Annotated in this window: 24 protein-coding genes; 23 read left to right on the top strand and 1 reads right to left on the bottom strand. The window is 64.4% G+C overall.

Features of this window, described 5'->3' with window-relative positions; translation table 11 throughout:
- The first annotated feature begins 4 nt into the window (after positions 1–4).
- The 3 genes from MOE34_RS14240 to MOE34_RS14230 all read left to right on the top strand — a co-directional run bounded on the left by MOE34_RS14240 (position 5) and on the right by MOE34_RS14230 (position 2,321).
- The gene (locus MOE34_RS14240; RefSeq protein WP_242217857.1) at positions 5–829 is read left to right on the top strand and encodes a TIGR00282 family metallophosphoesterase; all 825 of its coding nucleotides are present in this window, start codon (positions 5–7) and stop codon (positions 827–829) included.
- A gap of 78 nt (positions 830–907) precedes the next feature.
- Positions 908–1,405, top strand: coding sequence for a hypothetical protein (locus MOE34_RS14235; RefSeq protein WP_242217856.1), 498 nt, complete (start codon positions 908–910; stop codon positions 1,403–1,405).
- A gap of 169 nt (positions 1,406–1,574) precedes the next feature.
- The gene (locus tag MOE34_RS14230) at positions 1,575–2,321 is read left to right on the top strand and encodes a YebC/PmpR family DNA-binding transcriptional regulator (protein ID WP_242217855.1); all 747 of its coding nucleotides are present in this window, start codon (positions 1,575–1,577) and stop codon (positions 2,319–2,321) included.
- Positions 2,322–2,378: 57 nt separating this feature from the next.
- Here MOE34_RS14230 and MOE34_RS14225 read toward each other — a convergent pair whose 3' ends face one another.
- On the bottom strand, positions 2,379–3,380 hold the full coding sequence (locus MOE34_RS14225; RefSeq protein ID WP_242217854.1) for an LLM class flavin-dependent oxidoreductase: 1,002 nt from the start codon (positions 3,378–3,380) through the stop codon (positions 2,379–2,381).
- Between the two features lie 159 nt (positions 3,381–3,539).
- On the opposite strand from MOE34_RS14225, the gene ruvC reads away from it, so the two are divergent.
- The 20 genes from ruvC (at position 3,540) to serA (ending at position 24,093) form a co-directional block, all read left to right on the top strand.
- Positions 3,540–4,052: a crossover junction endodeoxyribonuclease RuvC gene (gene ruvC, locus MOE34_RS14220; RefSeq protein WP_242217853.1), complete on the top strand. Its 513-nt coding sequence runs from the start codon at positions 3,540–3,542 to the stop codon at positions 4,050–4,052.
- Positions 4,053–4,107: 55 nt separating this feature from the next.
- Positions 4,108–4,368, top strand: coding sequence for an AbrB/MazE/SpoVT family DNA-binding domain-containing protein (locus MOE34_RS14215; protein ID WP_242217852.1), 261 nt, complete (start codon positions 4,108–4,110; stop codon positions 4,366–4,368).
- Positions 4,349–4,765: a type II toxin-antitoxin system VapC family toxin gene (locus MOE34_RS14210; protein ID WP_242217851.1), complete on the top strand. Its 417-nt coding sequence runs from the start codon at positions 4,349–4,351 to the stop codon at positions 4,763–4,765. Before MOE34_RS14215 ends, MOE34_RS14210 begins: the two co-directional genes overlap by 20 nt.
- An 11-nt stretch (positions 4,766–4,776) precedes the next feature.
- Positions 4,777–5,394, top strand: coding sequence for a Holliday junction branch migration protein RuvA (gene ruvA / locus MOE34_RS14205; RefSeq protein ID WP_242217850.1), 618 nt, complete (start codon positions 4,777–4,779; stop codon positions 5,392–5,394).
- A 40-nt stretch (positions 5,395–5,434) separates the two neighbouring features.
- Positions 5,435–6,475, top strand: coding sequence for a Holliday junction branch migration DNA helicase RuvB (gene ruvB, locus MOE34_RS14200; RefSeq protein ID WP_242217849.1), 1,041 nt, complete (start codon positions 5,435–5,437; stop codon positions 6,473–6,475).
- Between the two features lie 311 nt (positions 6,476–6,786).
- Complete coding sequence (locus MOE34_RS14195) at positions 6,787–7,446, top strand: hypothetical protein (RefSeq protein ID WP_242217847.1); 660 nt, start codon at positions 6,787–6,789, stop codon at positions 7,444–7,446.
- A gap of 132 nt (positions 7,447–7,578) precedes the next feature.
- Positions 7,579–8,043 (top strand): tol-pal system-associated acyl-CoA thioesterase, encoded by a 465-nt coding sequence (gene ybgC, locus MOE34_RS14190; RefSeq protein WP_242217846.1) that lies wholly within the window; start codon positions 7,579–7,581, stop codon positions 8,041–8,043.
- Positions 8,044–8,363: 320 nt separating this feature from the next.
- Complete coding sequence (gene tolQ / locus MOE34_RS14185; protein WP_242217845.1) at positions 8,364–9,080, top strand: protein TolQ; 717 nt, start codon at positions 8,364–8,366, stop codon at positions 9,078–9,080.
- 82 nt (positions 9,081–9,162) lie between these two features.
- Entirely contained in the window at positions 9,163–9,612 is a 450-nt protein-coding gene (tolR, locus tag MOE34_RS14180) for a protein TolR (protein ID WP_242217844.1), read from the top strand.
- 9 nt (positions 9,613–9,621) lie between these two features.
- Positions 9,622–10,731 carry a cell envelope integrity protein TolA gene (locus tag MOE34_RS14175; RefSeq protein WP_242217842.1) on the top strand — a complete coding sequence of 370 codons (1,110 nt, stop codon included), beginning with the start codon at positions 9,622–9,624 and terminating at the stop codon, positions 10,729–10,731.
- Positions 10,732–10,752: 21 nt separating this feature from the next.
- Positions 10,753–12,057, top strand: coding sequence for a Tol-Pal system beta propeller repeat protein TolB (tolB, locus tag MOE34_RS14170; RefSeq protein WP_242217841.1), 1,305 nt, complete (start codon positions 10,753–10,755; stop codon positions 12,055–12,057).
- Positions 12,058–12,356: 299 nt separating this feature from the next.
- A complete protein-coding gene (gene pal / locus MOE34_RS14165; protein WP_160785303.1) occupies positions 12,357–12,896 on the top strand; it encodes a peptidoglycan-associated lipoprotein Pal in 540 nt (179 codons plus the stop codon).
- A gap of 151 nt (positions 12,897–13,047) precedes the next feature.
- The gene (ybgF, locus tag MOE34_RS14160; protein WP_242217840.1) at positions 13,048–14,031 is read left to right on the top strand and encodes a tol-pal system protein YbgF; all 984 of its coding nucleotides are present in this window, start codon (positions 13,048–13,050) and stop codon (positions 14,029–14,031) included.
- 20 nt (positions 14,032–14,051) lie between these two features.
- Entirely contained in the window at positions 14,052–15,329 is a 1,278-nt protein-coding gene (gene tilS / locus MOE34_RS14155; protein WP_242217839.1) for a tRNA lysidine(34) synthetase TilS, read from the top strand.
- 190 nt (positions 15,330–15,519) lie between these two features.
- Positions 15,520–17,442: an ATP-dependent zinc metalloprotease FtsH gene (gene ftsH, locus MOE34_RS14150; protein WP_242217837.1), complete on the top strand. Its 1,923-nt coding sequence runs from the start codon at positions 15,520–15,522 to the stop codon at positions 17,440–17,442.
- A gap of 283 nt (positions 17,443–17,725) precedes the next feature.
- The gene (gene glmM, locus MOE34_RS14145) at positions 17,726–19,078 is read left to right on the top strand and encodes a phosphoglucosamine mutase (RefSeq protein WP_242217836.1); all 1,353 of its coding nucleotides are present in this window, start codon (positions 17,726–17,728) and stop codon (positions 19,076–19,078) included.
- 248 nt (positions 19,079–19,326) lie between these two features.
- On the top strand, positions 19,327–20,151 hold the full coding sequence (locus MOE34_RS14140; RefSeq protein ID WP_242217835.1) for an outer membrane protein: 825 nt from the start codon (positions 19,327–19,329) through the stop codon (positions 20,149–20,151).
- Positions 20,152–20,329: 178 nt separating this feature from the next.
- Complete coding sequence (locus MOE34_RS14135; protein ID WP_242217834.1) at positions 20,330–21,064, top strand: outer membrane protein; 735 nt, start codon at positions 20,330–20,332, stop codon at positions 21,062–21,064.
- Positions 21,065–21,240: 176 nt separating this feature from the next.
- On the top strand, positions 21,241–22,422 hold the full coding sequence (locus MOE34_RS14130) for a phosphoserine transaminase (protein WP_242217832.1): 1,182 nt from the start codon (positions 21,241–21,243) through the stop codon (positions 22,420–22,422).
- Between the two features lie 75 nt (positions 22,423–22,497).
- Positions 22,498–24,093, top strand: coding sequence for a phosphoglycerate dehydrogenase (gene serA / locus MOE34_RS14125; RefSeq protein WP_242217831.1), 1,596 nt, complete (start codon positions 22,498–22,500; stop codon positions 24,091–24,093).
- The last annotated feature ends 63 nt before the right edge of the window (positions 24,094–24,156 follow it).

Genomic DNA, 24,156 nt, shown 5'->3' with positions numbered 1-24,156 from the left:
ATCGATGCGTTTTCTCTTTCTCGGCGACATGGTGGGCAAGACCGGACGGACGGCCGTCTGGGAGCGCCTGCCGGGCTTGATCCATGATTTCAAGCTGGATTTCGTCGTCGTCAACGGGGAGAACGCGGCCGGCGGTTTCGGCATCACGGAGGATATCTTCCTCGAGACGGTCAATGCCGGGGCGGATGTGGTGACGACGGGCAATCATGTCTGGGACCAGAAGGAGGCCGTCGGCTTCGCCGGTCGGCACGACCAGTTCCTGCGTCCCGCCAACTATCCGGCCGGCACGCCGGGCCGCGGTGCCAATCTTTTCATCGCCCGCAACGGTGCGCGCGTGCTGGTCGCCAACATCATGGGCCGCGTCTTCATGCATCCCGAGCTGGATGACCCCTTCACGGCGGGGGAAGCGATCCTCGCTTCCTGCCCGCTCGGCGAGCAGGCCGATGCGATCATCTTCGATTTCCACGCGGAGGCGACGAGCGAGAAGCAGTGCTTCGGTCATTTCGTCGACGGGCGCGCCAGCGTCGTCGTCGGCACGCATACCCATGTGCCGACCGCCGACTGCCAGATCCTCAACGGCGGCACGGCCTACATGTCCGATGCCGGCATGTGCGGCGACTACGATTCCTCGCTCGGCATGGACAAGGAGGAGCCGCTGAACCGCTTCATCTCGAAAATGCCGAAGGGACGTTTCGAGGCGGCGTCCGGTCCCGCCACGATCTGCGGCATGGCGGCCGAGATTTCCGACCGCACGGGGCTTGCCGAGAAGGTGGCGCCGCTCCGCCTCGGCCCGCGCCTCGCCGAAACGGTGCCGGATTTCTGGCGCTGAGTTTAGCGTCGCGGGCCGTTGCTTGCCGAAATGCCGAGGGGTTCGTATTCTCCGGGCATTCGATACCGGAGCCTTGCGATGCTGCGTCTTCTGCCTGCCGTGCCCGTCCTTTTGCTTTCCTGCAGCGTGGCCCTTGCCAGCGGCGCGCCGACGCCCGGTGAGCCGGCGGTGGAATCCAGCCAGCCGCGAGAGACGGCCAAGCAGCCGGTGGCCAAGGCCCCGGCGCGGGGCCTCGGCGTCTCGGACGAGTTCATCATGCCGTCCGGCAATATTGGCTGCATCTATATTCCGGAGGGCGGCACGGACGTCTATCAGCCGGAGGACGGCGGGCCGGAGCTTTCCTGCGACCGGATCGAGCCGAAATATGTACGCGCCATTCTCGGCCGCAGCGGCAAGGGCAGGGTGCTTTCCGATATCGGCGACCAGGGCTGCTGCAGCGCGCAAAAGACCCTCGACTACGGTGACGTCTGGCGCGGCGGTCCCTTCACCTGTTACTCCGAGCGCACGGGATTGACCTGCGAGCGCGACGACGGCCACTCGTTCCTGCTCAGCCGCGCCCGCGTGAAGGCGGATTGAAACGGCCCTGTCGCTTTGTTCGCCGGGACTGCTGGACGCGCGGCGACAATGAAATTATAAGGCGGCATTCCAAAAATCGGGGCAGCAGGCCGGCGCTTCACCGCGGTCGTCATGTCCCGCTCAGCGACCGGCGACCGAAACAAGGGCGCCAAACTCAGACAGGGGTGCCATGGCTGGCCATTCACAGTTCAAGAATATCATGCATCGCAAGGGTCGGCAGGATGCCGTGCGATCGAAAATGTTTTCCAAGCTTGCCCGTGAAATCACGGTTGCGGCGAAGACTGGTCTGCCTGACCCGGCCATGAACGCCCGCCTGCGTCTGGCGATCCAGAACGCCAAGGCGCAGTCCATGCCCAAGGATAACATCGAGCGCGCCATCAAGAAGGCCTCCGGTGCGGACAGCGAGAACTACGAGGAAGTCCGCTACGAGGGCTACGGCCCGGGCGGCGTCGCCGTCATCGTCGAGGCGCTGACCGACAACCGCAACCGCACCGCCTCCTCCGTCCGCTCGACCTTCTCGAAGGCCGGCGGGGCGCTGGGCGAAACCGGCTCGGTTTCCTTCTCCTTCGACCGCGTGGGCGAGATCACCTACAAGCTGGCCGCCGGCAGTGCCGACGCCGTCATGGAAGCGGCCATCGAGGCCGGCGCCGAGGACGTGACGACGGACGAGGACGGCCACACGATCATCTGCGGCTTCGAGGATATCGGCGACGTTTCCAAGGCGCTGGAAGACACGCTCGGCGAAGCCGAGACGGTCAAGGCGATCTGGAGGGCGCAGAACACCGTGCCGGTCGACGAGGAAAAGGCGCAGTCGCTGATGAAGCTCATCGATACGCTGGAAGACGACGACGACGTGCAGAACGTCTATTCGAACTTCGAGGTTTCCGACGAGGTCATGGCCAAGCTTTCGGCCTGATCGACGAGATCATACATTGCGAGAAGGCCGGGCGCCGCAAGGCCCCGGCCTTTTTCGTCATGCCGCCCTGGCGAGCGCCTGCTGCGCTCCGGCGAAGAGCCGCAGGGATTTCACGCGCGCTTCCATGTCGAAGATCGGCATGGAGACGATCAGTTCGTCCGCCTTGGTGAGGGCGAGGAAATCGGCGATGCGGCGTTCGATCTTCTCCGGCCCGCCGACGACGGCATATTGCAGCGTGTGCTCCACCATGATGCGCTCCTGGTCGCTCCAGAGGCTATCCATGCTGTTGACCGGCGGCGGGAAGGCGTCCGGCGCGCCGCGGCGCAGGCGCACGAAGGATTGCTGCATGGAGGTGAAGAGGTGGTCGGCTTCCGCGTCCGTATTGGCGGCCGCGCCCATCACGCCCACCATGGCATGCGGCCTGTCGAGATATTGCGACGGCTCGAAGCGCTCGCGATAGATTTCCAGCGCCGTCAGCAGCATGTCCGGCGCGAAATGCGAGGCGAAGGCGAAGGGCAGGCCGAGCATGCCGGCCAGATGCGCAGAATAATGGCTGGAACCGAGCAGCCAGACCGGCACGTAGCTGTTTGCGCCCGGCACGGCGATGACCTTCTGGTCCGGTGCCGGCGGCCCCATGAACTGCATCAGCTCGATGACGTCCTGCGGGAAATTGTTGGCAGCGCTGTCGAGATTGCGGCGCAGCGCCTGTGCGGTGCGCATATCGGTGCCCGGCGCGCGGCCGAGGCCGAGGTCGATGCGGTCAGGAAAGAGGGCGGCAAGGGTGCCGAACTGTTCGGCGATGACGAGCGGTGAATGGTTCGGCAGCATGATGCCCCCGGAGCCGACGCGGATTTTCTCCGTGCCGGCCGCGACATGCTGGATGACGAGGGAGGTGGCGGCGCTGGCGATGCCGCGCATGCCGTGATGCTCGGCGAGCCAGAAGCGCTTGTAGCCATGCGCCTCGGCTTCCTGCGCCAGACGGCGGGAATTTGCCAGCGACTGGGCGACGGTGCCGCCTTCGATGACCGGGGACAGATCGAGGATGGAGAAGGGCACCATGGGAGCGGCCTCTTGTAAGAGAATTTGATTGCTTCCCCATGTAGGTTCAGTTTTCTCAAATCCAAGCGACGATTTCCGGGAATTCGCAAAGCATTGCTTTGTTTTTGTTTTGTTCACATTTCGCTGGCAGGGTCGGCCTGACGGGATTAGGGTTTGGACATGCAGGAAACGATTCGCATCATCGGCATCGATCCGGGGCTTCGCCGCACCGGCTGGGGTATCATCGAGACGCTCGGCAACTCGCTGCGCTTCGTTGCCTCGGGCACCGTGACCTCCGATGGCGACATGGACCTTGCCTCGCGTCTTTGTCAGTTGCATGACGGGCTTGCCGAGATCGTGCACAGCTACCAGCCCCATGAAGCCGCCGTCGAGCAGACCTTCGTCAACAAGGATGCGACCGCGACCCTGAAGCTCGGACAGGCGCGCGGCATCGCCATGCTGGTGCCGGCCCGCGCGGGCCTGCGCGTCGCCGAATATGCGCCGAATGCCGTGAAGAAGGCGGTCATCGGCGTCGGCCATGGCGAGAAGCAGCAGATCCACATGATGCTGAAGGTGTTGATGCCGAAAGCCACCTTCGTGGGTAACGACGCGGCCGACGCGCTCGCCATCGCCATTTGCCATGCGCATAACCGGCAGGGCCTTTCCGGCCGCCTCGCCAAGCTCGCGGGCTGATTTGTTCTTGACTTGTTCCGGTTGCGGCGATAAGTAATACCGCAGAGGTATTACCATGCGTGTGACGGAAAAGGGTCAGGTGACGATCCCCAAGGATATCCGCGACCGGCTCGCCATCGAGCCCGGCTCCGAGGTGGATTTCGTTGTTTCCAAAGACGGTGTGATGCTGGTCAAGGTCGGTGACGGCAGGGCCGAGTTCGAGGATTTCGATGCCTGGGCGGCCAGCGTTCAAGGCACATGGGATTTGGACGGCATGACGCCTGACGAGTATTTCGAATGGCTGCGGGGGCCGCGCGATGACCTCAACCCTCGTTGATACAAATGTTCTCATCGACATTCTTGGACCGGACCGGCCGCAGCGGGCCTGGTCGCTGGCGGCGCTGAAGCGCTGCGCACAGGAGGGAGAGCTGGTGCTCCATCCCGTTGTCTGGTCGGAACTTGCGACGTCGCCGCTCAGCGAACTGGAATTGAACCTCGCCTTCGGCTGGCTACGCATGCGCAGGGAATCCGTTTCATATGAGGCGGCCTTCGCAGCCGGCAAGGCGCATTATGCCTATCGTCGGGCGGGTGGTCTGCGCGAGCGTACGTTGCCGGACTTTCTGGTCGGTGCCCATGCTGCGGTCCGTTCTCACCGGCTCCTTACGCGGGACGTGGCGCGCTACCGTTCCTACTTCCCCGCGCTCGACATCATCTCCCCCGAAACCCATCCCTGACGGACCCACCCATGATCGGCAAACTCAAAGGCACCATCGACGAGATCGGCGAGGATCATGTCGTCCTCGACGTGCACGGCGTCGGCTATGTCGCCCATTGCTCGGCGCGCACGCTCGGCAAGCTCGGCTCGGTCGGGGAGGCGGCAGTGCTGTTCATCGAGACCTATGTGCGGGAGGACCAGTTCCGCCTCTTCGGCTTCCTGACCGCGCTGGAGCGGGAATGGTTCCGGCTGCTGCAGAGCGTGCAGGGCGTCGGCTCCAAGGTGGCGCTGGCGGTGCTGTCCACGCTGACGCCGGGAGAGCTGGCGAACGCGATTGCGCTGCAGGACAAGACGGCGGTGTCTCGTGCGCCGGGCGTCGGGCCGAAGGTCGCTGTGCGCATCATCACGGAACTGCGCAACAAGGCTCCGGCCTTTGCCGGCGAGGCCTCGGCCACGATTGGCCTTAAGCAGGAGATCGGCGAAGGCGTCGCTTCGGCGCCGGTCGCCGACGCCGTCTCGGCGCTCACCAATCTCGGTTACTCGCGCGATCAGGCGGCCAATGCCGTCGCGGCGGCGCTCAAGAATGGCGGGGAGGGCGCAGACAGCGCCAAGCTCATCCGCCTCGGGCTCAAGGAATTGTCGCGGTGATGCGGTTGCCTTCCACCGTGGACAATGGGATTAGGGCTCAATGAGCGACGAGACGAGACTGCTTTCGCCGGACAAGCGCGGCGAGGATATCGACACGGCCCTGCGTCCGCAGACGCTGGACGACTTCACCGGCCAGGCGGAGGCGCGCGCAAACCTGAAGATCTTCATCGAGGCGGCAAAGAACCGCGGCGAGGCGCTGGACCATGTGCTCTTCGTCGGCCCGCCCGGCCTCGGCAAGACGACGCTCGCCCAGATCATGGCCAAGGAGCTCGGCGTCAATTTTCGCTCGACCTCCGGTCCGGTCATCGCGAAAGCCGGCGACCTTGCCGCGCTGCTCACCAATCTCGAAGAGTGCGATGTGCTCTTCATCGACGAAATCCACCGGCTCAATCCGGCCGTCGAGGAAATCCTCTATCCGGCCATGGAGGATTTCCAGCTCGATCTCATCATCGGTGAGGGCCCGGCTGCGCGCTCGGTGAAGATCGACCTGTCGAAATTCACCCTCGTCGCCGCCACCACGCGCCTTGGCCTTCTGACGACGCCGCTGCGCGATCGTTTCGGCATTCCGGTGCGGCTCAATTTCTACACCGTCGAGGAACTGGAATCGATCGTGCGCCGCGGCGCGCGGCTGATGGGCCTCGGCATGACGGACGAGGGCGCGCGCGAGATCGCCCGGCGCGCCCGCGGCACGCCGCGCATCGCCGGCCGTCTCCTGCGCCGCGTGCGCGACTTCGCGGAAGTGGCGCGCGCGGAGGCGGTGACGCAGAAGATCGCAGACGAGGCGCTGACGCGGCTTCTCGTCGACAATATGGGCCTCGACCAGCTCGACCGGCGCTACCTCTCGATGATCGCGCACAATTTCGGCGGCGGTCCTGTCGGCATCGAGACGATCGCGGCGGGGCTTTCCGAGCCGCGCGACGCGATCGAGGACATCATCGAGCCCTACATGATCCAGCAGGGCTTCATCCAGCGTACGCCGCGCGGGCGCGTCTTGACCGCCAATGCCTGGAAGCATCTCGGCCTCACGCCGCCGAAGGATATCGAGGCGACGCAGTTCCGGCTGTTCTCCGAGGAGGATTGAGGGGTGGGCGCGGTTTTTTCGCGGAGTGCTGGCACATGCGAATGGTGCCGGCACCTTCAAATTGAATCCTGCTTAATTAGCTCTCTATTCTTTAGTTAATCATGATTAGGCCGTGAACCAGCCGGGTTTTGGACCGATTGGCCGCCTATTGCAGCCCCGGGCGGATGGGCTGGCGAAGCGTCACACGCTTCCAGGGAGAGTATTGCGTTTGTCTCTGTTTGTCTCGACGGCGTCTTGCGCCGCCGAAGGTGCTCGCGTGCATTTTCGTGCTGCGTGGATGTGTGAGCTTCGCATAACCGAAAGGCACTGAAATGGGACTCATGCACCTGATCAACACGCTAAGCCTGGACCCGGTCGCGGCCATCAGGACCGGCTTGCGCATCATTCACTTCATCGGCCTCGCGCTCGGCCTCGGCGCGGCGACCGTTCTCGACCTGATGATCTTCAGGTTCTTCCTCAACGGCAAGGTGACATCGGAGCGATGGGCGATCTTCGATTTCGGCTCCAAGATCGTCAATGCCGGCCTCCTTCTCCTGTGGATCACGGGCTTCGGCTTCCTTGCCTATTACGGCGCGTTCGAGCCGATAAAATTCGGCAATGAAAAAGTCTGGGCGAAGATGCTGATCGTCCTGATCCTCACGATCAACGGCCTCTTCATCCATGCGGTCATCCTGCCGAAGGTCAAGGCGCAGATCGGCCGGTCCCTGCTGGCGGGCATGTCGACGCGCCAGAAGAGCGTGCTGCTGACGTCCGGCGCGATCTCGGCCACCTCCTGGTATGTGCCGCTTCTGCTCGGCGCTCTGCCGCAACTCAACTTCGTCGTGCCGATGACCACGATCCTGCTTGCCTATGCGCTCATCCTCGCGCTCGTCGCGGCGGTGTCGCATGGCGTTCTTCTCGTGGTTCCGAATGGCTCCGGCGACGGTGTGTCGGCGCGGGGTCCTCTCATGGGGCAAGCCATCGCGGCATGATCCGCTCCATCGGATGACGCAGGAGGCCCGGTTTGCGCCGGGCCTCTTTCGTTACGGCCGGAGACATCGCCTTTGCGGATCGGGCGCGAACCCTGTAATGGCCGTCGGCAGGCATCTTGATCGAGGGCACCCATGTCAGGCACGACTTTTTCGATTTGCGGCGAACTGAAGGAAGCGGGGCACGAACTCGTCCAGCGGGTCTATTACGAGGACACGGACTTTTCCGGCGCCGTCTATCACGCCCGCTACCTGCATTTCATGGAGCGTGCCCGCACGGATTACCTGCGCTGCCTCGGTGTCGAGCAATCCACCCTGTTCGATAGCGATGCCGAGGGCCTGGCCTTCGTCGTGCATCGCATGGAGATCGACTTCAAGTCTCCTGCGCGCATGGACGATATCCTGACGATCCGCACCGTCACGGAAAAGGCCGGCGGGGCGAAGATGGTGCTGCAGCAGGTCGTGGAGCGCGAGGGCGCGCCGCTGATCGCGGCCAAGGTGGTGATCGCCGTGGTGAACCGGCAGGGCCGGCCGCGCCGGCTGCCCGAGGCGCTGGCCGCGCGTTTCCTTGCCAAAGGTCGGGAAATCCCCGACGCATAGCGGCGGTAACGGTCCCTTAACCATAATGATGTCTTACTCGGCCGGTCAGAGGGGATTTGTGCACTGCACGTCATCCTTTAACCAAAATTGCCGTGAAGAAGGCAGGTTGTAAGCGTTTGACCGGCATGGCGGCCGGCGGCATCAACCGGACATTCTTGACGGGCTGCGAAGCGGTTGCGGATCTCGATCCCTGCCTGTGACGCACGCTTTGTGAATGCCGATGCGATATCCACCTCCCAGGAGACCGCAAAGGCGTGAATGGAACCCGGTTCGAGCCGCAAAGGCCCGTGCCGGGTGTTTGGATTCGGGGACATAGGTCTATGGAACAAGTGGGTTTGGAAGCGGCAGGCAGCGTGACCCTTTGGGGTCTGTTCATGCAGGCCGGATTCGTCGTGAAGCTGGTCATGCTCGGCCTGATCGCCGCGTCGGTATGGACCTGGGCCATCGTCGTCGACAAGACGGTGACTTATGGCAAGGCGCGCCGCCAGCTCGACAGCTTCGAGCAGGTCTTCTGGTCTGGCCAGTCGCTGGAGGAGCTTTACCGCACGCTCTCCGACCGGCAGACCTCCGGCATGAGCGCCATCTTCGTGGCGGCGATGCGGGAATGGAAGAAGAGTTTCGAGCGCGGGGCGCGATCGCCCATCGGCTTGCAGATGCGTATCGACCGGGCGATGGACGTGACCCTGTCGCGTGAATCCGAAACGCTGGAAGCGCGCCTCGGCTCGCTCGCCACCATCGGCTCGGCCGCGCCCTTCGTCGGCCTCTTCGGCACGGTCGTCGGCATCATGACCTCGTTCCAGGCCATCGCCGGTTCCAAGCAGACGAGCCTTGCGGTTGTCGCGCCCGGTATCGCCGAAGCGCTTCTGGCGACGGCCATCGGCCTTCTCGCCGCAATTCCGGCGGTTATTGCCTACAACAAGTTCTCCGCCGACGCCGGCAAGCTGACGGCGCGCATGGAAGGCTTCGCGGACGAGTTCTCGGCCATCCTCTCGCGCCAGATCGACGAGAAGCTGCAGCCGCGCGCCGCGGCGCAGTAACGCGGCATCAATATTTTCCGCAGTTCCGAACGCAAAACCGCTTCACACTTTTGCTGGAACTGCTTGAGACGGAGACGACGCCATGGGCATGTCAGTCGGAGCAAAGAATTCGGGCGGTGGCCGCCGTCGCCGCGGCGGCAAGAAGGCCCCTATGAGCGAGATCAACGTGACGCCGTTCGTTGACGTCATGCTGGTGCTGCTCATCATCTTCATGGTGGCCGCACCGCTGATGACGGTCGGCGTGCCGATCGATCTGCCGAAGACGCAGGCCAAGGCCCTCAACGCCGATACGCAGCCGATCACCGTCTCGGTCAAGGCCGACGGGCAGGTGTTTCTGCAGGAAACGCCGATCCCGGTCGAGGAGATCGCCGCCAAACTGCAGGCCGTGGCGACTACCGGCTATACCGAGCGCGTCTTCGTGCGTGGCGACGGCAATGCGCCCTATGGCGTGATCGCCGACGTCATGTCGCGCATCCAGGGTGGCGGCTTCACCAATATCGGCCTCGTCACCGAGCAGAAACCGGATAATTGATCGCACGCCATGAAGGGCAGCCTCGCCACATCCGCCGTGCTCCACACCCTGGTTCTCACCTGGGCGCTGGTTTCGCTCGGCAGCCCTGAGAGCTTCGATGTCGCAAACGTCGAGGCGCTGCCGGTCGACGTCGTGTCGATCGAGGAGTTGACGCAGCTCCAGCAGGGCGACAAGAAAGCCGATTTGAAGGAAAAGGCCGCGCCGACGCCGACCAAGAAGCAGACGCCGGTCGAGAATGCGGAAAATGCCGGCGAGAACGATATCGACCTGAAGAAGCTGCCGACGCCGGAGGCAAAGCCGCGCGACGTCGAGACGGCGGCCTCACCGCAAAAGGCGGAGAAGGTCGTCCAGACGCCCGACAGCAAGCCCGAAGAGATAAAGCAGCAAGAGCCGGCGAGCGAACCCTCGACCGAGGTCGCCGCCGCTGCCGAGGCCAAGCAGGACGTCAAGCCGGACCCGAAGCCCGACGCCAAGCCCGCCGAGGAAAAGCCGGCCGAGACCCCGGACGCCGAGGCGCTGCCGGACAAGGTGCCGCTTCCCGAGATGAAGCCGAAGGTCGAGGCGAAGAAGACCGAGACCGCCGAGAAGCCAACTGAAAAGAAGGTGGAGACGGCCAAGGCCGAGACCGCCAAGACGCCGGACCGCAAGAAGGACCAGAAGAAGAAGCAGGAGAAGGCGACGTCGATGAACGACAGCGACTTCAACGCCGACGAGATCTCCGCGCTTCTCAACAAGGAAAAGGCTGCCGGCGGCGGCGCCAAGCGTTCGCAGGAACAGGCGGCGCTCGGCGTTTCGAAGCCGTCCAACGGCAGCAAGCTCTCGCTCAGCGAGATGGACGCATTGCGCGGCCAGATCCAGAACAACTGGTCGATCATCCCCGGCCTTGCCGATGCCGCCGACGTGCGCATCCAGGTCAAGATGCAGCTCGACCAGAACGGCGACATCATCGGCGAGCCGGAAGTGACGGCGACGGGCGGCTCGGAAGCCGCGCGCCGGGCGCTGGCCGGCGGTGCACGCCGCGCCATCATGAAATCGCGGCCCTTCAAGGGGCTGCCGCCTGAGAAATATGACGCCTGGAGCGAAGTCGTCGTGAACTTCGACCCCAGCCAAATGATGTAAGAACTAGGAAGGCCTAGATAGATGTTCAGACGCAATCTCCTCCGTTTGCTGGTCGTGCTGACCGGCCTCGCGGCCTCCCTGCCGCAGGCCTGGGCGCTTGTGGAAATCAACATCAACAAGGGTAACGTCGAGCCGTTGCCGATCGCGGTGACGGACTTCGTTGCCGGCGGCGACCTCGGCCAGCGCATCTCCGAGGTCATCGCGGCGGACCTGAAGCGGTCCGGCCTCTTTGCCCCGGTCAACAAGCAGGCCTTCATCGAGAAGATCTCGAACCCGGACCAGCCGCCGCGCTTCGACGACTGGAAGGTCATCAACGCGCAGGCCCTCGTCACCGGCCGCGTGACGCAGGAGGGCGACGGCCGCCTTCGTGCCGAGTTCCGCCTGTGGGACACCTTCGCCGGCCAGCAGCTCACCGGCCAGCAGTTCTACACGCAGCCGGAAAACTGGCGCCGCGTCGCCCATATCATCGCTGACGCGATCTATGAGCGCCTAACCGGCGAAAAGGGCTACTTCGACACCCGCGTCGTCTATGTCGCCGAAAGCGGCCCGAAGACGGCCCGCAAGCGCCAGCTCGCCATCATGGACCAGGACGGCTTCAACGCCCGCGCGCTGACGAATTCCAACGAGCTCGTCCTGACGCCGCGCTTCTCGCCGAACCGCCAGGAAATCACCTACATGTCCTTCGAGGGCAACCAGCCGCGCGTCTACCTGCTCCAGCTCGAGACGGGGCAGCGCGAGGTCGTCGGCGACTTCCCGGGCATGACCTTCTCGCCGCGCTTCTCGCCGGATGGCCAGAAGGTCATCATGAGCCTCCAGCAGGAAGGCAACGCCAATATCTACACGATGGACCTGCGCTCGCGCACCACGACGCGGCTCACCTCGACCGCGGCCATCGACACCGCGCCTTCCTATGCGCCGGACGGCACGCAGATCGTCTTCGAAAGCGACCGGGGCGGCAAGCCGCAGCTCTACGTGATGGGTGCCGACGGTTCCGGCCAGCGCCGTATCTCCTTCGGCGACGGCTCCTATTCCACGCCGGTCTGGTCCCCGCGCGGCGACCTCATCGCCTTCACCAAGCAGTCGGGCGGCAAGTTCTCCATCGGTGTGATGAAGCCGGACGGCTCGGGCGAGCGTATCCTGACCACCGGCTTCCACAACGAGGGGCCGACCTGGGCGCCGAACGGCCGCGTGCTGATGTTCTTCCGCCAGGCCGCCGGTTCGGGTGGTCCGCAGATCTACTCGATCGACCTTTCCGGCTACAACGAGCAGCTCGTCCAGACGAAGGGCTTCGCGTCCGACCCGGCCTGGTCGCCGCTTCTGGAATAGCAGCCATTCCGATATGAGGCGTGCCTGCCGCGTTCTTGCCGCAAAGTCCTGTAAGTCAGGCGGCGGTGAGGCGCGGCAGACGCGTCTTCAGGCGATTCCGGCAAAAGCGCGCAGCAGCTTGGCCTTCGGAAACGCGACAGTGAATTGAGAATGCGAGGGGCCGGGGACGGTCTTACAAGCAATCGTTAACCATACTCGTTGAACAGGGATTAACCGAGCGCGGTTACAGTCTGGCAACCCTGATTGAAACCCGCGATTCAACGAACTTGACGCAAGACCTGATGCAAGGAGACCGGCTCATGAGCCGCATTCAGACCCCGGCCGCTGGCCGCATGCAGACCATCGCCCGCAACCCGGCCGTCATCGCGCTTGTCATGACGCTCGCGCTGGCAGGCTGCGCTTCCAAGAAGAACCTGCCGAACAGCGCCGGCGACCTCGGCCTCAACGGCGGCGGCGCAGGCGCCGCGACGCCCGGCTCGCCGCAGGACTTCACCGTCAATGTCGGCGACCGCATCTTCTTCGACACCGACTCCACCTCGATCCGTGCCGATGCCGCCGCGACGCTCGACCGCCAGGCCCAGTGGCTGCAGCGCTACCCGAACTTCGCGATCACGATCGAAGGCCATGCCGACGAGCGCGGCACGCGTGAATACAACCTCGCGCTCGGCGCGCGCCGTGCGGCATCCACCCGCCAGTACCTTGCTTCGCGCGGCGTGCCGGCAGCCCGCATGAAGACCATCTCCTTCGGCAAGGAAAAGCCGGTCGCCGTCTGCGACGACATTTCCTGCTGGTCGCAGAACCGCCGCGCCGTCACCGTTCTCGGTGGCGCGGGCATGTAATTCCGCCCTTCGGGACGGGATGGAAGGCGGCCTTTCGGCCGCCTTTCTTTTTTCAACACACTTTGGCCGAACTCCGTTGCTTTTTGAGAGTATTTGGAAAACTCTTCGGCGGCGCTTCGGCGCGCAATTTGGACCAACAGGACGAAGATAGATGAAGAAACTTGTCGCGGCAGGCGTTCTCAGTCTCGCAGCGGTGGCGGGCACCGTCGGACCGCTCAGCGCATCGCCGCTCACGGCACTGACGAGCGCTTTCCTTCCAGCCAAGCAGGAACGGGCGGGCGACCGCGACGTTGTGCTGGCCCAGGCCATGGACCCGCGGGTCGGCCAGCTCGAGGAGCAGATCCGCACCCTCAACGGCCGCATCGAGGAGATGAGCTACCAGCTTCTCCAGATGCAGGAGCAGATCCGCAAGGCTCAGGAAGACAACGAGTATCGCTTCCAGGACCTCGAAAGCGGAAAGGGCGGCGCGAAGGGCAAGAGCGGTGCGCTCGAAAAGCCTCTCGATAGCGGCGCCGCCACCCAGCAGACCGCATCCAACACGGTTCCGGCGGACGATGTCGCCGGAACCGACCCCCTCGCCACGCCGGACGGCGGTGGCGCCCAGCCGCAGGAACTCGGCTCGATCAAGTTCGACGAGAACGGCAATCCGATCGGCGCGGACGCCAATCCGGACCTGAACAACCAGAGCGCCGCGCTGCCCGGCGTCGACGGCGGCCAGCCACAGGCCTCGGGATCCGCGACCGCCTCCCTCGACAATCCCGACGACCTCTACCAGACCGCCTACGGCCATGTGCTGACGGGCGACTACCAGCTCGCCGAACGTGAATTCCGCGATTACCTCGATATTTTCCCGAGCAGCGAGAAGGCGGCGGACGCCAATTTCTGGCTCGGCGAGGCGCAATATTCGCAGGGTAACTTCAACGACGCGGCCAAGACCTTCCTCAACGCCCACCAGACCTTCAGCAAATCGAAGAAGGCGCCGGAAATGCTGCTGAAGCTTGGCATGTCGCTCGCCGCCCTCGACAACCGCGAAACCGCCTGCGCCACGCTGCGCGAGGTGAGCAAGCGCTACCCCAGCGCCTCGAAGGCCGTGAAGGCCAAGGTTTCCTCCGAACAGAGCCGCCTGTCCTGCTGATTGCGGACGGAGCGAAGGCCGTGGCCCGCGCGGACAATCCCGTCGTCGAGGCAGCCGGCCATCTGCTTGCCAGTTTCAAACGCCCCGCAAAGCTCCTGATCGCCATTTCCGGCGGGAGCGATTCGACCGGGCTTCTTGTGGCCCTCGCCACGCTTTGCGCCACCGGGCGCTATCCGCACATCACCCTTTCCGCCTGTACCGTCGATCATGACCTGCGCGCCGGCTCGTCCGAGGAGGCGCTTGCCGTCGGCGCGCTCTGCGACCGCTACGGCATCGCGCATGCGATCCGCCGCTGGGAAGGGGCCAAACCCGCGACGGGCCTGCAGGCCGCCGCCCGTGCCATGCGCTACGATCTTCTCGTCGATGCCGCGCGGGAAGGCGGCGCGGACGCCATCGTCGCCGCTCATACGTTGGACGACCAGCACGAAACCGTCGCCATGCGCGCGGCCCGCGCGCAGCAGGGTGTCGGCCTTTCCGGCATGGCGGATGGCGTGCTGCTGAATGGCGCCGTCTGGCTGCTGCGGCCGTTCCTCGGCGTCGGACGCGCCGCGATCCGGGACTTCCTTGCTGAAAGGGATGAGGGCTGGATCGATGATCCGAGCAACCACAATCCTCGCTTCGAGCGGGTGCGCCTGCGGGCCGAGGGCGATGCCGCGCCGCTGTTGCCGGCCGGCGAGGGGCGCTCCCTGCTGGCCGCGCGCGCGGCGGCGTTCCTGGCGGATAATGCGCGGGCGGAGGGTGCGCATTTCGTCCTTGCCGTATCCGCCGTCGAAACCGTTCTGTCCGATTCCGCCGCCTGGCGGGGCCTGCTGCTGCTGGCGGCGACGGTAGGGGGGCGGGTCCACACGCTCGAAGCCCGCTCCGCCGGTCGCCTCCGATCGTTCCTCGCCAGCGGCACACTGTCGCGGCTGACGGCGGGGCGCGTGGTGTTCGACCGCCGGCGGGATGGCCTCTATCTCTATCGTGAGGAGCGGGGTATCGCGCCACTCGTCCTTGCGGCGGGCGAAGCCGGGACATGGGACGGACGCTATCATGTGCGCAACCGGACGGAGCGGACGGTCGTGGTTTGCGCCTGCGGCGCGGCGGCCGGTGCGCTGCATGGCCCAGCCTTGCGGGCCGCACGAACCGCGCCGTGCCTGAAATTCGAGGATGGCGGCGCGGTGGCGGCGGGCCATGCCGCCGTCACGCCGGTGATCGCGCCCTATGCGCATTTCCTGCCTCGCTTCGACCTGCCGGTCGCCCATGCCCTCGCGGATGTTCTCGGATGCGCGCGCTTCCCACCCCCACCGAACGAATGAAGGCGGACGCGGAAGCGTTATGATAGGGTGCGGGGAAGGGACGGCGCGGTTTTGCAGCCGCCGTTGACGATAGTTTGAGAAATGCCCGTAGGGCGCGTGGTTTGCCTTGGCAAGGCGGCAAGGCGACCCTATGTTAGGCATTGAAGAAACGGCCGGCAGCCCCCGGCCGGGAAAGTGCCCGGAAAGTTCGATGAATCCCAATTTCCGAAACTTCGCCCTCTGGGCGATTATCGCTCTCCTGCTGATCGCTTTGTTCAGCATGTTCCAGACGAGTCCGGCCCAGACCGGCTCTCGGGAAATTCCCTATTCGCAGTTCCTCAAGGAAGTGGACTCGAGCCGGGTGAAGGAAGTCGTCATCACCGGCGAAAAGATCGTCGGCAGCTATGTCGAGACCGGCGCGACCTTCCAGACCTATGCGCCGGCCGGCGACAATTCGCTCGTCCAGCGTCTCGAGGCCAAGAACGTGGTCGTCAGCGCGCGCCCGGAAACGGACGGTTCCTCCAGCTTCCTGAGCTATATCGGCACCTTGCTGCCCATGCTGCTGATCCTCGGCGTCTGGCTGTTCTTCATGCGCCAGATGCAGGGCGGCTCGCGCGGAGCGATGGGCTTCGGCAAGTCCAAGGCCAAGCTTTTGACCGAGGCGCATGGCCGCGTCACCTTCGCGGACGTCGCCGGCGTGGACGAAGCCAAACAGGACCTCGAGGAAATCGTCGAATTCCTGCGCGACCCGCAGAAGTTCCAGCGCCTCGGCGGGCGCATCCCGCGCGGCGTGTTGCTCGTCGGCCCGCCCGGCACCGGTAAGACCCTGCTCGCGCGCTCCGTCGCGGGCGAGGCGAACGTGCCCTTCTTCACCATCTCCGGCTCGGACTTCGTGGAAATGTTCGTCGGCGTCGGCGCGAGCCGCGTGCGCGACATGTTCGAGCAGGCCAAGAAGAACGCGCCCTGCATCATCTTCATCGATGAAATCGACGCCGTCGGCCGCCATCGCGGCGCCGGCCTCGGCGGCGGCAATGACGAGCGCGAGCAGACGCTGAACCAGCTTCTCGTCGAGATGGACGGCTTCGAGGCGAACGAGGGCATCATCCTCATCGCCGCCACCAACCGTCCCGACGTTCTCGACCCGGCGCTCCTGCGTCCCGGCCGCTTCGACCGCCAGGTCGTCGTGCCGAACCCGGATATCGTCGGCCGCGAACGCATCCTCAAGGTGCATGTGCGCAATGTGCCGCTCGCCCCGAATGTCGACCTCAAGATCCTTGCGCGCGGCACGCCCGGCTTTTCCGGCGCCGACCTCATGAACCTCGTCAACGAGGCCGCCCTGATGGCCGCGCGCCGCAACAAGCGCCTCGTCACCATGCAGGAGTTCGAGGACGCCAAGGACAAGATCATGATGGGCGCCGAGCGCCGCTCCTCGGCGATGACCGAGGCGGAAAAGAAGCTCACCGCCTATCACGAGGCTGGCCACGCCATCGTCGCGCTCAAGGTTCCTGCGGCCGACCCGCTGCACAAGGCGACGATCATCCCGCGCGGTCGCGCGCTGGGCATGGTCATGCAGCTTCCCGAGGGCGATCGCTACTCGATGAGCTACAAGTGGATGGTCTCGCGCCTCGCCATCATGATGGGCGGCCGCGTTGCCGAGGAGATCACCTTCGGCAAGGAGAACATCACCTCCGGCGCGTCCTCGGATATCGAGCAGGCCACCAAGCTTGCCCGCGCCATGGTCACGCAATGGGGCTTTTCCGACCAGCTCGGCCAGGTCGCCTATGGCGAGAACCAGCAGGAAGTGTTCCTCGGCCATTCGGTGGCGCAGCAGAAGAACGTCTCCGAGGCGACGGCGCAGAAGATCGACAACGAGATCCGCCGCCTGATCGACGAAGCCTATGCCGAAGCCAAGCGCATCCTGACCGAGCAGAACCACGAATTCGTGGCGCTGGCGGAAGGCCTGCTGGAATACGAGACGCTGACGGGCGACGAGATCAAGGCGCTCATCCGCGGCGAGAAGCCGGCGCGCGACCTTGGCGACGACACGCCGCCGAGCCGCGGCTCCGCCGTGCCGAAGGCCGGCCACAAGAAGGGCGGCGAACCGGAAGGCGGCCTGGAGCCACAGCCGCAGTAAGTGCGGATTTGCGAAACAGCAAAAACGGCCGGGATCATCTTCCCGGCCGTTTTCTTTCGGTAACGGACTGTAACGAATTCTGATTTCAAGGTGGATGTTCTTTGCCTGCTTTTGTGGCAAAGAAGCGCGAGAGCCGCGCGCCTTAAGGTTAAAGTTACGCGCGGACAGTAGAGTCTTTGCCCATTCGGTGCCTCGATACGGCACTTGGGACGCGGCAGATGGAACGCGTATGCGCTGGGCGCGGCGAAAAACGCCGCAGGAACCCGCGAATTCAGGAGCGAACATGAAACGTCGTTACTTCGGCACGGATGGCATCCGGGGTCAATCCAACACCTTCCCGATGACGCCGGACCTTGCCATGCGGGTCGGTATCGCCGTCGGCACGATCTTCCGGCGCGGTGCGCATCGCCATCGGGTGGTGATCGGCAAGGACACGCGCCTTTCCGGCTACATGCTGGAGAACGCCATGGTGGCCGGCTTCACGGCGGCGGGCATCGACGCCTTCGTCCTCGGGCCGATCCCGACGCCGGCCGTCGCCATGCTGACGCGCTCGCTGCGCGCCGATATCGGCGTCATGATCTCAGCCTCGCACAATCCGTTCCAGGACAACGGCATCAAGCTGTTCGGCCCGGACGGCTACAAGCTCTCCGACGAGCTGGAGATGGAAATCGAGGACCTGCTCGAGAAGGACATGATGGCGCAGCTTGCCAAGGCCGGCGAGATCGGCCGCGCCAAGCGCATCGATGGCGTGCATGACCGCTATATCGAGCACGCCAAGCGCACGTTGCCGCGCGATGTGACGCTGCAGGGCCTGCGCGTCGCCATCGACTGTGCGAACGGGGCGGCCTATCGCGTGGCACCGGCCGTGCTCTGGGAGCTGGGGGCGGACGTAGTGACCATCGGCAACGAGCCGGACGGCGTCAACATCAACCTGGAATGCGGCTCCACCCATCCGGCGGCGCTGCAGCGCAAGGTGCATGAAGTGCGCGCCGATATCGGCATCGCGCTCGATGGCGATGCGGACCGTGTTCAGATCGTCGACGAGAACGGCAAGATCATCGACGGTGACCAGCTCATGGCCGTCATCGCCGAAAGCTGGGCGGCGGACGGCATGCTGCGCGGCGGCGGGCTGGTTGCGACCGTCATGTCCAATCTCGGGCTGGAACGTTTCCTCACCGACAAGGGCCTCGGCCTGCAGCGCACGAAGGTCGGCGACCGCTATGTCGTGGAGCACATGCGCCAGAACGACTACAATGTCGGTGGCGAGCAGTCGGGCCATATCGTACTTTCCGATTTCGGCACGACCGGCGACGGCCTCGTCGCCGCGCTTCAGATTCTCGCCTGCGTCAAGCGCAGCGGCAGGACGGTGAGCGAGGTCTGCAATCGCTTCGAGCCGGTGCCACAGGTGCTGAAGAACGTTCGCGTCAAGGCCGGCCAGCCGCTGGAAGACGCCGCCGTGCGCCAGGCCATCGCCGACGCGGAGAGCGAGCTTGCCAAGAACGGCCGCCTGCTCATCCGCCCGTCCGGCACCGAGCCGCTGATCCGCGTCATGGCGGAAGGCGACGATCGCGGTCAGGTGGAGCGCATCGTCGACGAACTCGTCGGAGTGATCGGCTCGGTCCGCAACGCCGCCTGAGCGGCTTTGCCACGTCTTTCTCAAGGCCGGGGCGTAATGCTCCGGCCTTTTCTTTTGGCGGCAAGTCGAGAGCGCCGCTTTATTTGAAAATTTACCGAATTCATGAACGGTCGTTAACGAATACGGTAAATGTTCGTAGTTAATCGGCCCTTAACCTTTCCTCGCCATTATCCATGCCTGATCGAAGGACTTGGGAGCCGGCGCGCCGGACCCGTCAAGCCCAAGCACAAGCCTACTGGAGCAAGGCCATGAGGAAAGTTTTGAGTAGCGTCGCCGCCGTCCTGTTGACAGGCACGTCCGGTTACGCGGCGGATATGTACGAGCCGCAGGTCATCGAGGCTCCGGTGCAGGAAACCGTCGTGGAGACGGGCGGCTGGTATCTGCGCGGCGACGCGGGATGGTCCTACAACAAGCTGCGCGGCGCGCATTACTTCCAGGGTTCGAACAAGGTCGACCAGGACTTTCATACGGCTCGCCTGAAAGGCGGCTTCCTGATCGGCGGCGGTGTCGGCTACCAGATCACCGACCATCTGCGCACCGACGTGACGCTCGACTACATGTTCAAGTCGAACTTCCGTGGGTCCACCAAGGGGGAGTGTGGCTTCGATAGCTCTCTGTCGTGCACGTCGAGAGATGTTGCTTCGCTCACCGCCCTCAGCCTGCTTGCGAACGCATATGTGGATATCGGGCACTATGGCGTCTTCACACCCTATGTGGGTGCGGGTATTGGCGGCACCTATGTACGGTGGGCCGATCTTGTTAACACGTCGTGCGCGGACAATGGTACGGGTTGCGACAACACGATGACACACCGCGGTAGAAGCGGTTGGCGCTTCACCTATGCGCTCATGGCCGGCACCGCGATCGACCTGACGTGCAACCTTAAGGCCGATGTCGGCTATCGGTTCCGTCACGTGACGAAGGGCGATATGTTCGGCTATATGGAAAAGGGCGGCCCCGGCTACGACAAGGGCTTCTACAGCCATGAAGCGCGCGCCGGTCTTCGCTATTCCTTCAACGGCTGCGAAACGGCGACCTATATCCCGCCGGCCGATATCCCGGTCTACAAGTAAGAGACGTTCCCTGTCTCATCTTCAGGGCCGCCCTTCGGGGCGGCCTTTCGCGTTCCGGCGGGGGGCTTAACGGTTTTTTCATTCCTTGAGAAATATGGTTAACCGATGGTGTAGGGCGGCGCGATGCCGCCTGCGCCGGCGCAACCGACCGGCTTCCGGTCTTCAGGGAATTGAGACCATGGCCCGCCGTATCCTGTCGCTTGGCATGACCGCCGTTGCAGCGCTTGTCGCAACGGGCGTCCTTGCGAGCGATCTCGAGGTTATCGACGCGCCGGAAATCGACGTGTCGAAAAGCGCTGCTGCCGGTGGCTGGTACATTCGCGGCGATCTCGGCTATTCCGGCTGGATCAAGGGCGGGCGGCCGCGCGTCACGGAAGCCGGCGTGTCGCAGGAATTCGACGACCGCCGCTTCTCCCGGCCGCTCTCCTATGGTCTCGGCCTCGGCTATCAGTTCAACGATCTGGCGCGCGCCGATGTGACGGTCGATTATTCCAGGGATGATTTCCGCGGCAGCGCGGCCTGCGCCGGCGGGCCATGCGCCTTCAAGGCCGATTATTCCGCCGCCGGGGTTATGGCCAACGGCTATGTCGACCTCGGCACGCTGGCCGGGTTCACGCCCTATGTCGGCGTGGGGCTGGGCGCGACCTATCTCGACTGGCGCGACGCCGCATGTGGCGGGGCGGGCTGCCCCGGAGCGCGGCTCGAGGGGCGGGATGGCCTGCGCTTCACCTATGCCCTGATGGCCGGTGCTTCCATGGACCTTGCCGCCAACGTCAAGCTCGACTTCGGCTATCGTTTCTCCGATATCGCCGGCGGCGACGCCTTCCGGTCGGGGGCGGGCGGCATGGATATCCGCGACCGCGGCATCCAGAAGCACGAATTCCGCGTCGGCCTGCGCGTTCCGCTCTGGTAGGCTTTCACGATCCGATCCTTTCGCGGCGCGTCGGGTACCGGCGCGCCGTTTCCATTGCGCCGGATTATCTTTCGATAGCGACATATTCCTCTTGACGGGAGAAGCTCTCTCCCATATTCACGGCGGCGGGACACTCCTCCCCAACGAGGAGCTATCTATCTGGAAGGATAGCGATCATGACGAAGACCGTCACACCGCCGGACGTGCGTCCGAACAATATCCATTTCTCTTCTGGCCCGTGCTCGAAGCGCCCCAACTGGTCGCTCGAAGCGCTTTCCGATGCTCCGCTCGGTCGTTCGCACCGTGCCAAGATCGGCAAGACCAAGCTCAAGCTGGCCATCGATCTCACCCGTGAAGTCCTGGAAGTGCCGGCGGATTACCGCATCGGCATCGTGCCGGCCTCCGATACCGGCGCCGTCGAGATGGCGCTGTGGTCGCTGCTCGGCCCGCGCGGCGTTGACATGGTCGCCTGGGAAAGCTTCGGTTCGGGCTGGGTTTCGGATGTCGTTAAGGAGCTGAAGCTCCCCGACACCAGAAAGATCACGGCCGACTACGGCCTGCTGCCCGACCTTTCCACGATCGATTTCGACCGTGACGTGGTCTTCACCTGGAACGGCACGACCTCGGGCGTGCGCGTTGCCAATGCCGACTTCATCCCGGCGGACCGCAAGGGCCTCACCATCTGCGATGCGACCTCGGCCGCCTTCGCGCAGAACCTCGATTTTGCCAAGCTCGATGTCGTCACCTTCTCCTGGCAGAAGGTGCTGGGCGGCGAGGGCGCACATGGCGTCATCATCCTGTCGCCGCGCGCCGTTGAACGCCTCGAAAGCTACACGCCGGCTTGGCCGATGCCGAAGATCTTCCGCATGACCAAGGGCGGCAAGCTGATCGAGGGCATCTTCCAGGGCGAGACGATCAACACGCCCTCCATGCTCTGCGTCGAGGACTATATCGATGCGCTTCTCTGGGCGAAGGAAGTCGGCGGCCTCAAGGGCCTGATGGCTCGCGCCGATGCGAACGCCAAGGTCATCTTCGACTTCGTCGAGAAGAACGACTGGATCGCCAATCTCGCCAAGGATCCGGCGACGCGCTCCAACACCTCGGTCTGCCTGACGATCGCCGACAAGGACGTGCTGGCGCTCGACGCAGACGCACAGGCGGCTTTTGCCAAGGGCTTCGTCTCGCTGCTCGACAAGCAGGGTGTCGCCTATGATATCGGCGCCTATCGCGATGCCCCGTCGGGCCTTCGCATCTGGGCCGGCGCGACCATCGACACCGCTGACCTCGAAGCCCTGATGCCCTGGCTGACCTGGGCCTTCGAGACCCAGAAGGCGACGCTTTCCAAGGCTGCGGCCTGATTTCGCGACCGGCTTCGTCCTTCGGGCGGAGCCACCCTTTATCTCATCTCCCTAGACCGATTTAAGGAGGCCATCGTGGCACCTCGCGTACTCGTATCCGACGAACTCTCGGAAACCGCCGTCCAGATCTTCCGTGACCGCGGCGTCGAAGTCGATTTCCAGCCGAAGCTCGGCAAGGACAAGGAAAAGCTCGCCGAGATCATCGGCAACTATGACGGCCTTGCCATCCGCTCGGCCACCAAGGCGACGGAAAAGCTGATCGCGGCGGCGACCAATCTCAAGGTTATCGGCCGTGCCGGCATTGGCGTCGACAATGTCGATATCCCGGCCGCCTCGCGCCGCGGTATCATCGTCATGAACACGCCCTTCGGCAACTCGATCACCACCGCCGAGCACGCCATCGCGCTGATGTTCGCCGTCGCCCGCCAGCTTCCGGCCGCCGACAGCTCGACCCAGGCCGGCAAGTGGGAGAAGTCGAAGTTCATGGGCGTCGAGATCACCGGCAAGACGCTCGGCGTCATCGGCGCCGGCAATATTGGCGGCATCGTCTGCAGGAAGGCCATCGGCCTCGGCATGCATGTCATCGCCTACGATCCCTTCCTGTCGGCCGAACGCGCCGTGGAAATGGGTGTCGAGAAGGCGGAGCTGGACGACCTGCTCGCCCGCGCCGACTTCATCACGCTGCACGTTCCGATGACGGACAAGACGCGCGGCATCCTGGGCAAGGAAGCGCTTGCCAAGACCAAGAAGGGCGTGCGCATCATCAACTGCGCCCGTGGCGGTCTGGTCGACGAGGCGGCGCTTGCCGAAGCCATCAAGTCCGGCCATGTCGCCGGCGCCGGCTTCGATGTGTTCGAGGTCGAGCCCGCGACGGAAAGCCCGCTCTTCGGTCTCGACAACGTCGTCTGCACGCCGCATCTCGGCGCGTCGACCACGGAAGCGCAGGAGAACGTCGCCCTTCAGGTCGCCGAGCAGATGTCGGATTACCTCGTCAAGGGTGCTGTCTCGAACGCCATCAACATGCCGTCGATCACGGCCGAGGAAGCGCCGATCCTGAAGCCCTTCATCCGTCTTGCGGACGTGCTCGGCGCCTTTGTCGGCCAGGTCACGGAAAGCGCGATCAAGGAAATCGAGATCCTCTACGACGGGGCGACGGCGTCGATGAACACCAAGGCGCTGACCAGCGCCGTGCTCGCCGGCCTTATCCGCCCGCAGGTCGCCGACGTCAACATGGTCTCGGCCCCGGTCATGATCAAGGAAAAGGGCGTAATCCTGTCCGAGGTCAAGCGCGACAAGTCGGGCGTCTTCGACGGCTATATCCGTCTGACGGTCAAGACCGCGAACCAGACCCGTTCCATCGCCGGCACCGTGTTCTCGGATGGCAAGCCGCGCTTCATCCAGATCAAGGGCATCAACCTTGACGCCGACGTCGGCAACCACATGGTCTACATCACCAATACCGACGTTCCGGGCATGATCGGCTTCATCGGCACGACGCTCGGCGAGGCTGGCGTCAATATCGCCAACTTCCAGCTCGGCCGCGAGAAGGAAGGCGGCGACGCCATCGCCCTTCTCTATGTCGACGGCGCGATCTCCGACGACGTGCTGGCCAAGCTTACCGCCAACCCGGCGATCCGCCAGGTCAAGCCGCTGGTCTTCAACGTCGACTGATCTTCGGCCCTCCCAGGATGAAAATGGAAAGGCCCGCCGGAGCGATCCGGCGGGCCTTTTACC

It is taken from the genome of Shinella zoogloeoides, assembly GCF_022682305.1.
GTDB classification, from domain to species: Bacteria; Pseudomonadota; Alphaproteobacteria; order Rhizobiales; family Rhizobiaceae; genus Shinella; species Shinella zoogloeoides_B.
This window is presented reverse-complemented; position numbering and strand designations above follow the sequence as displayed.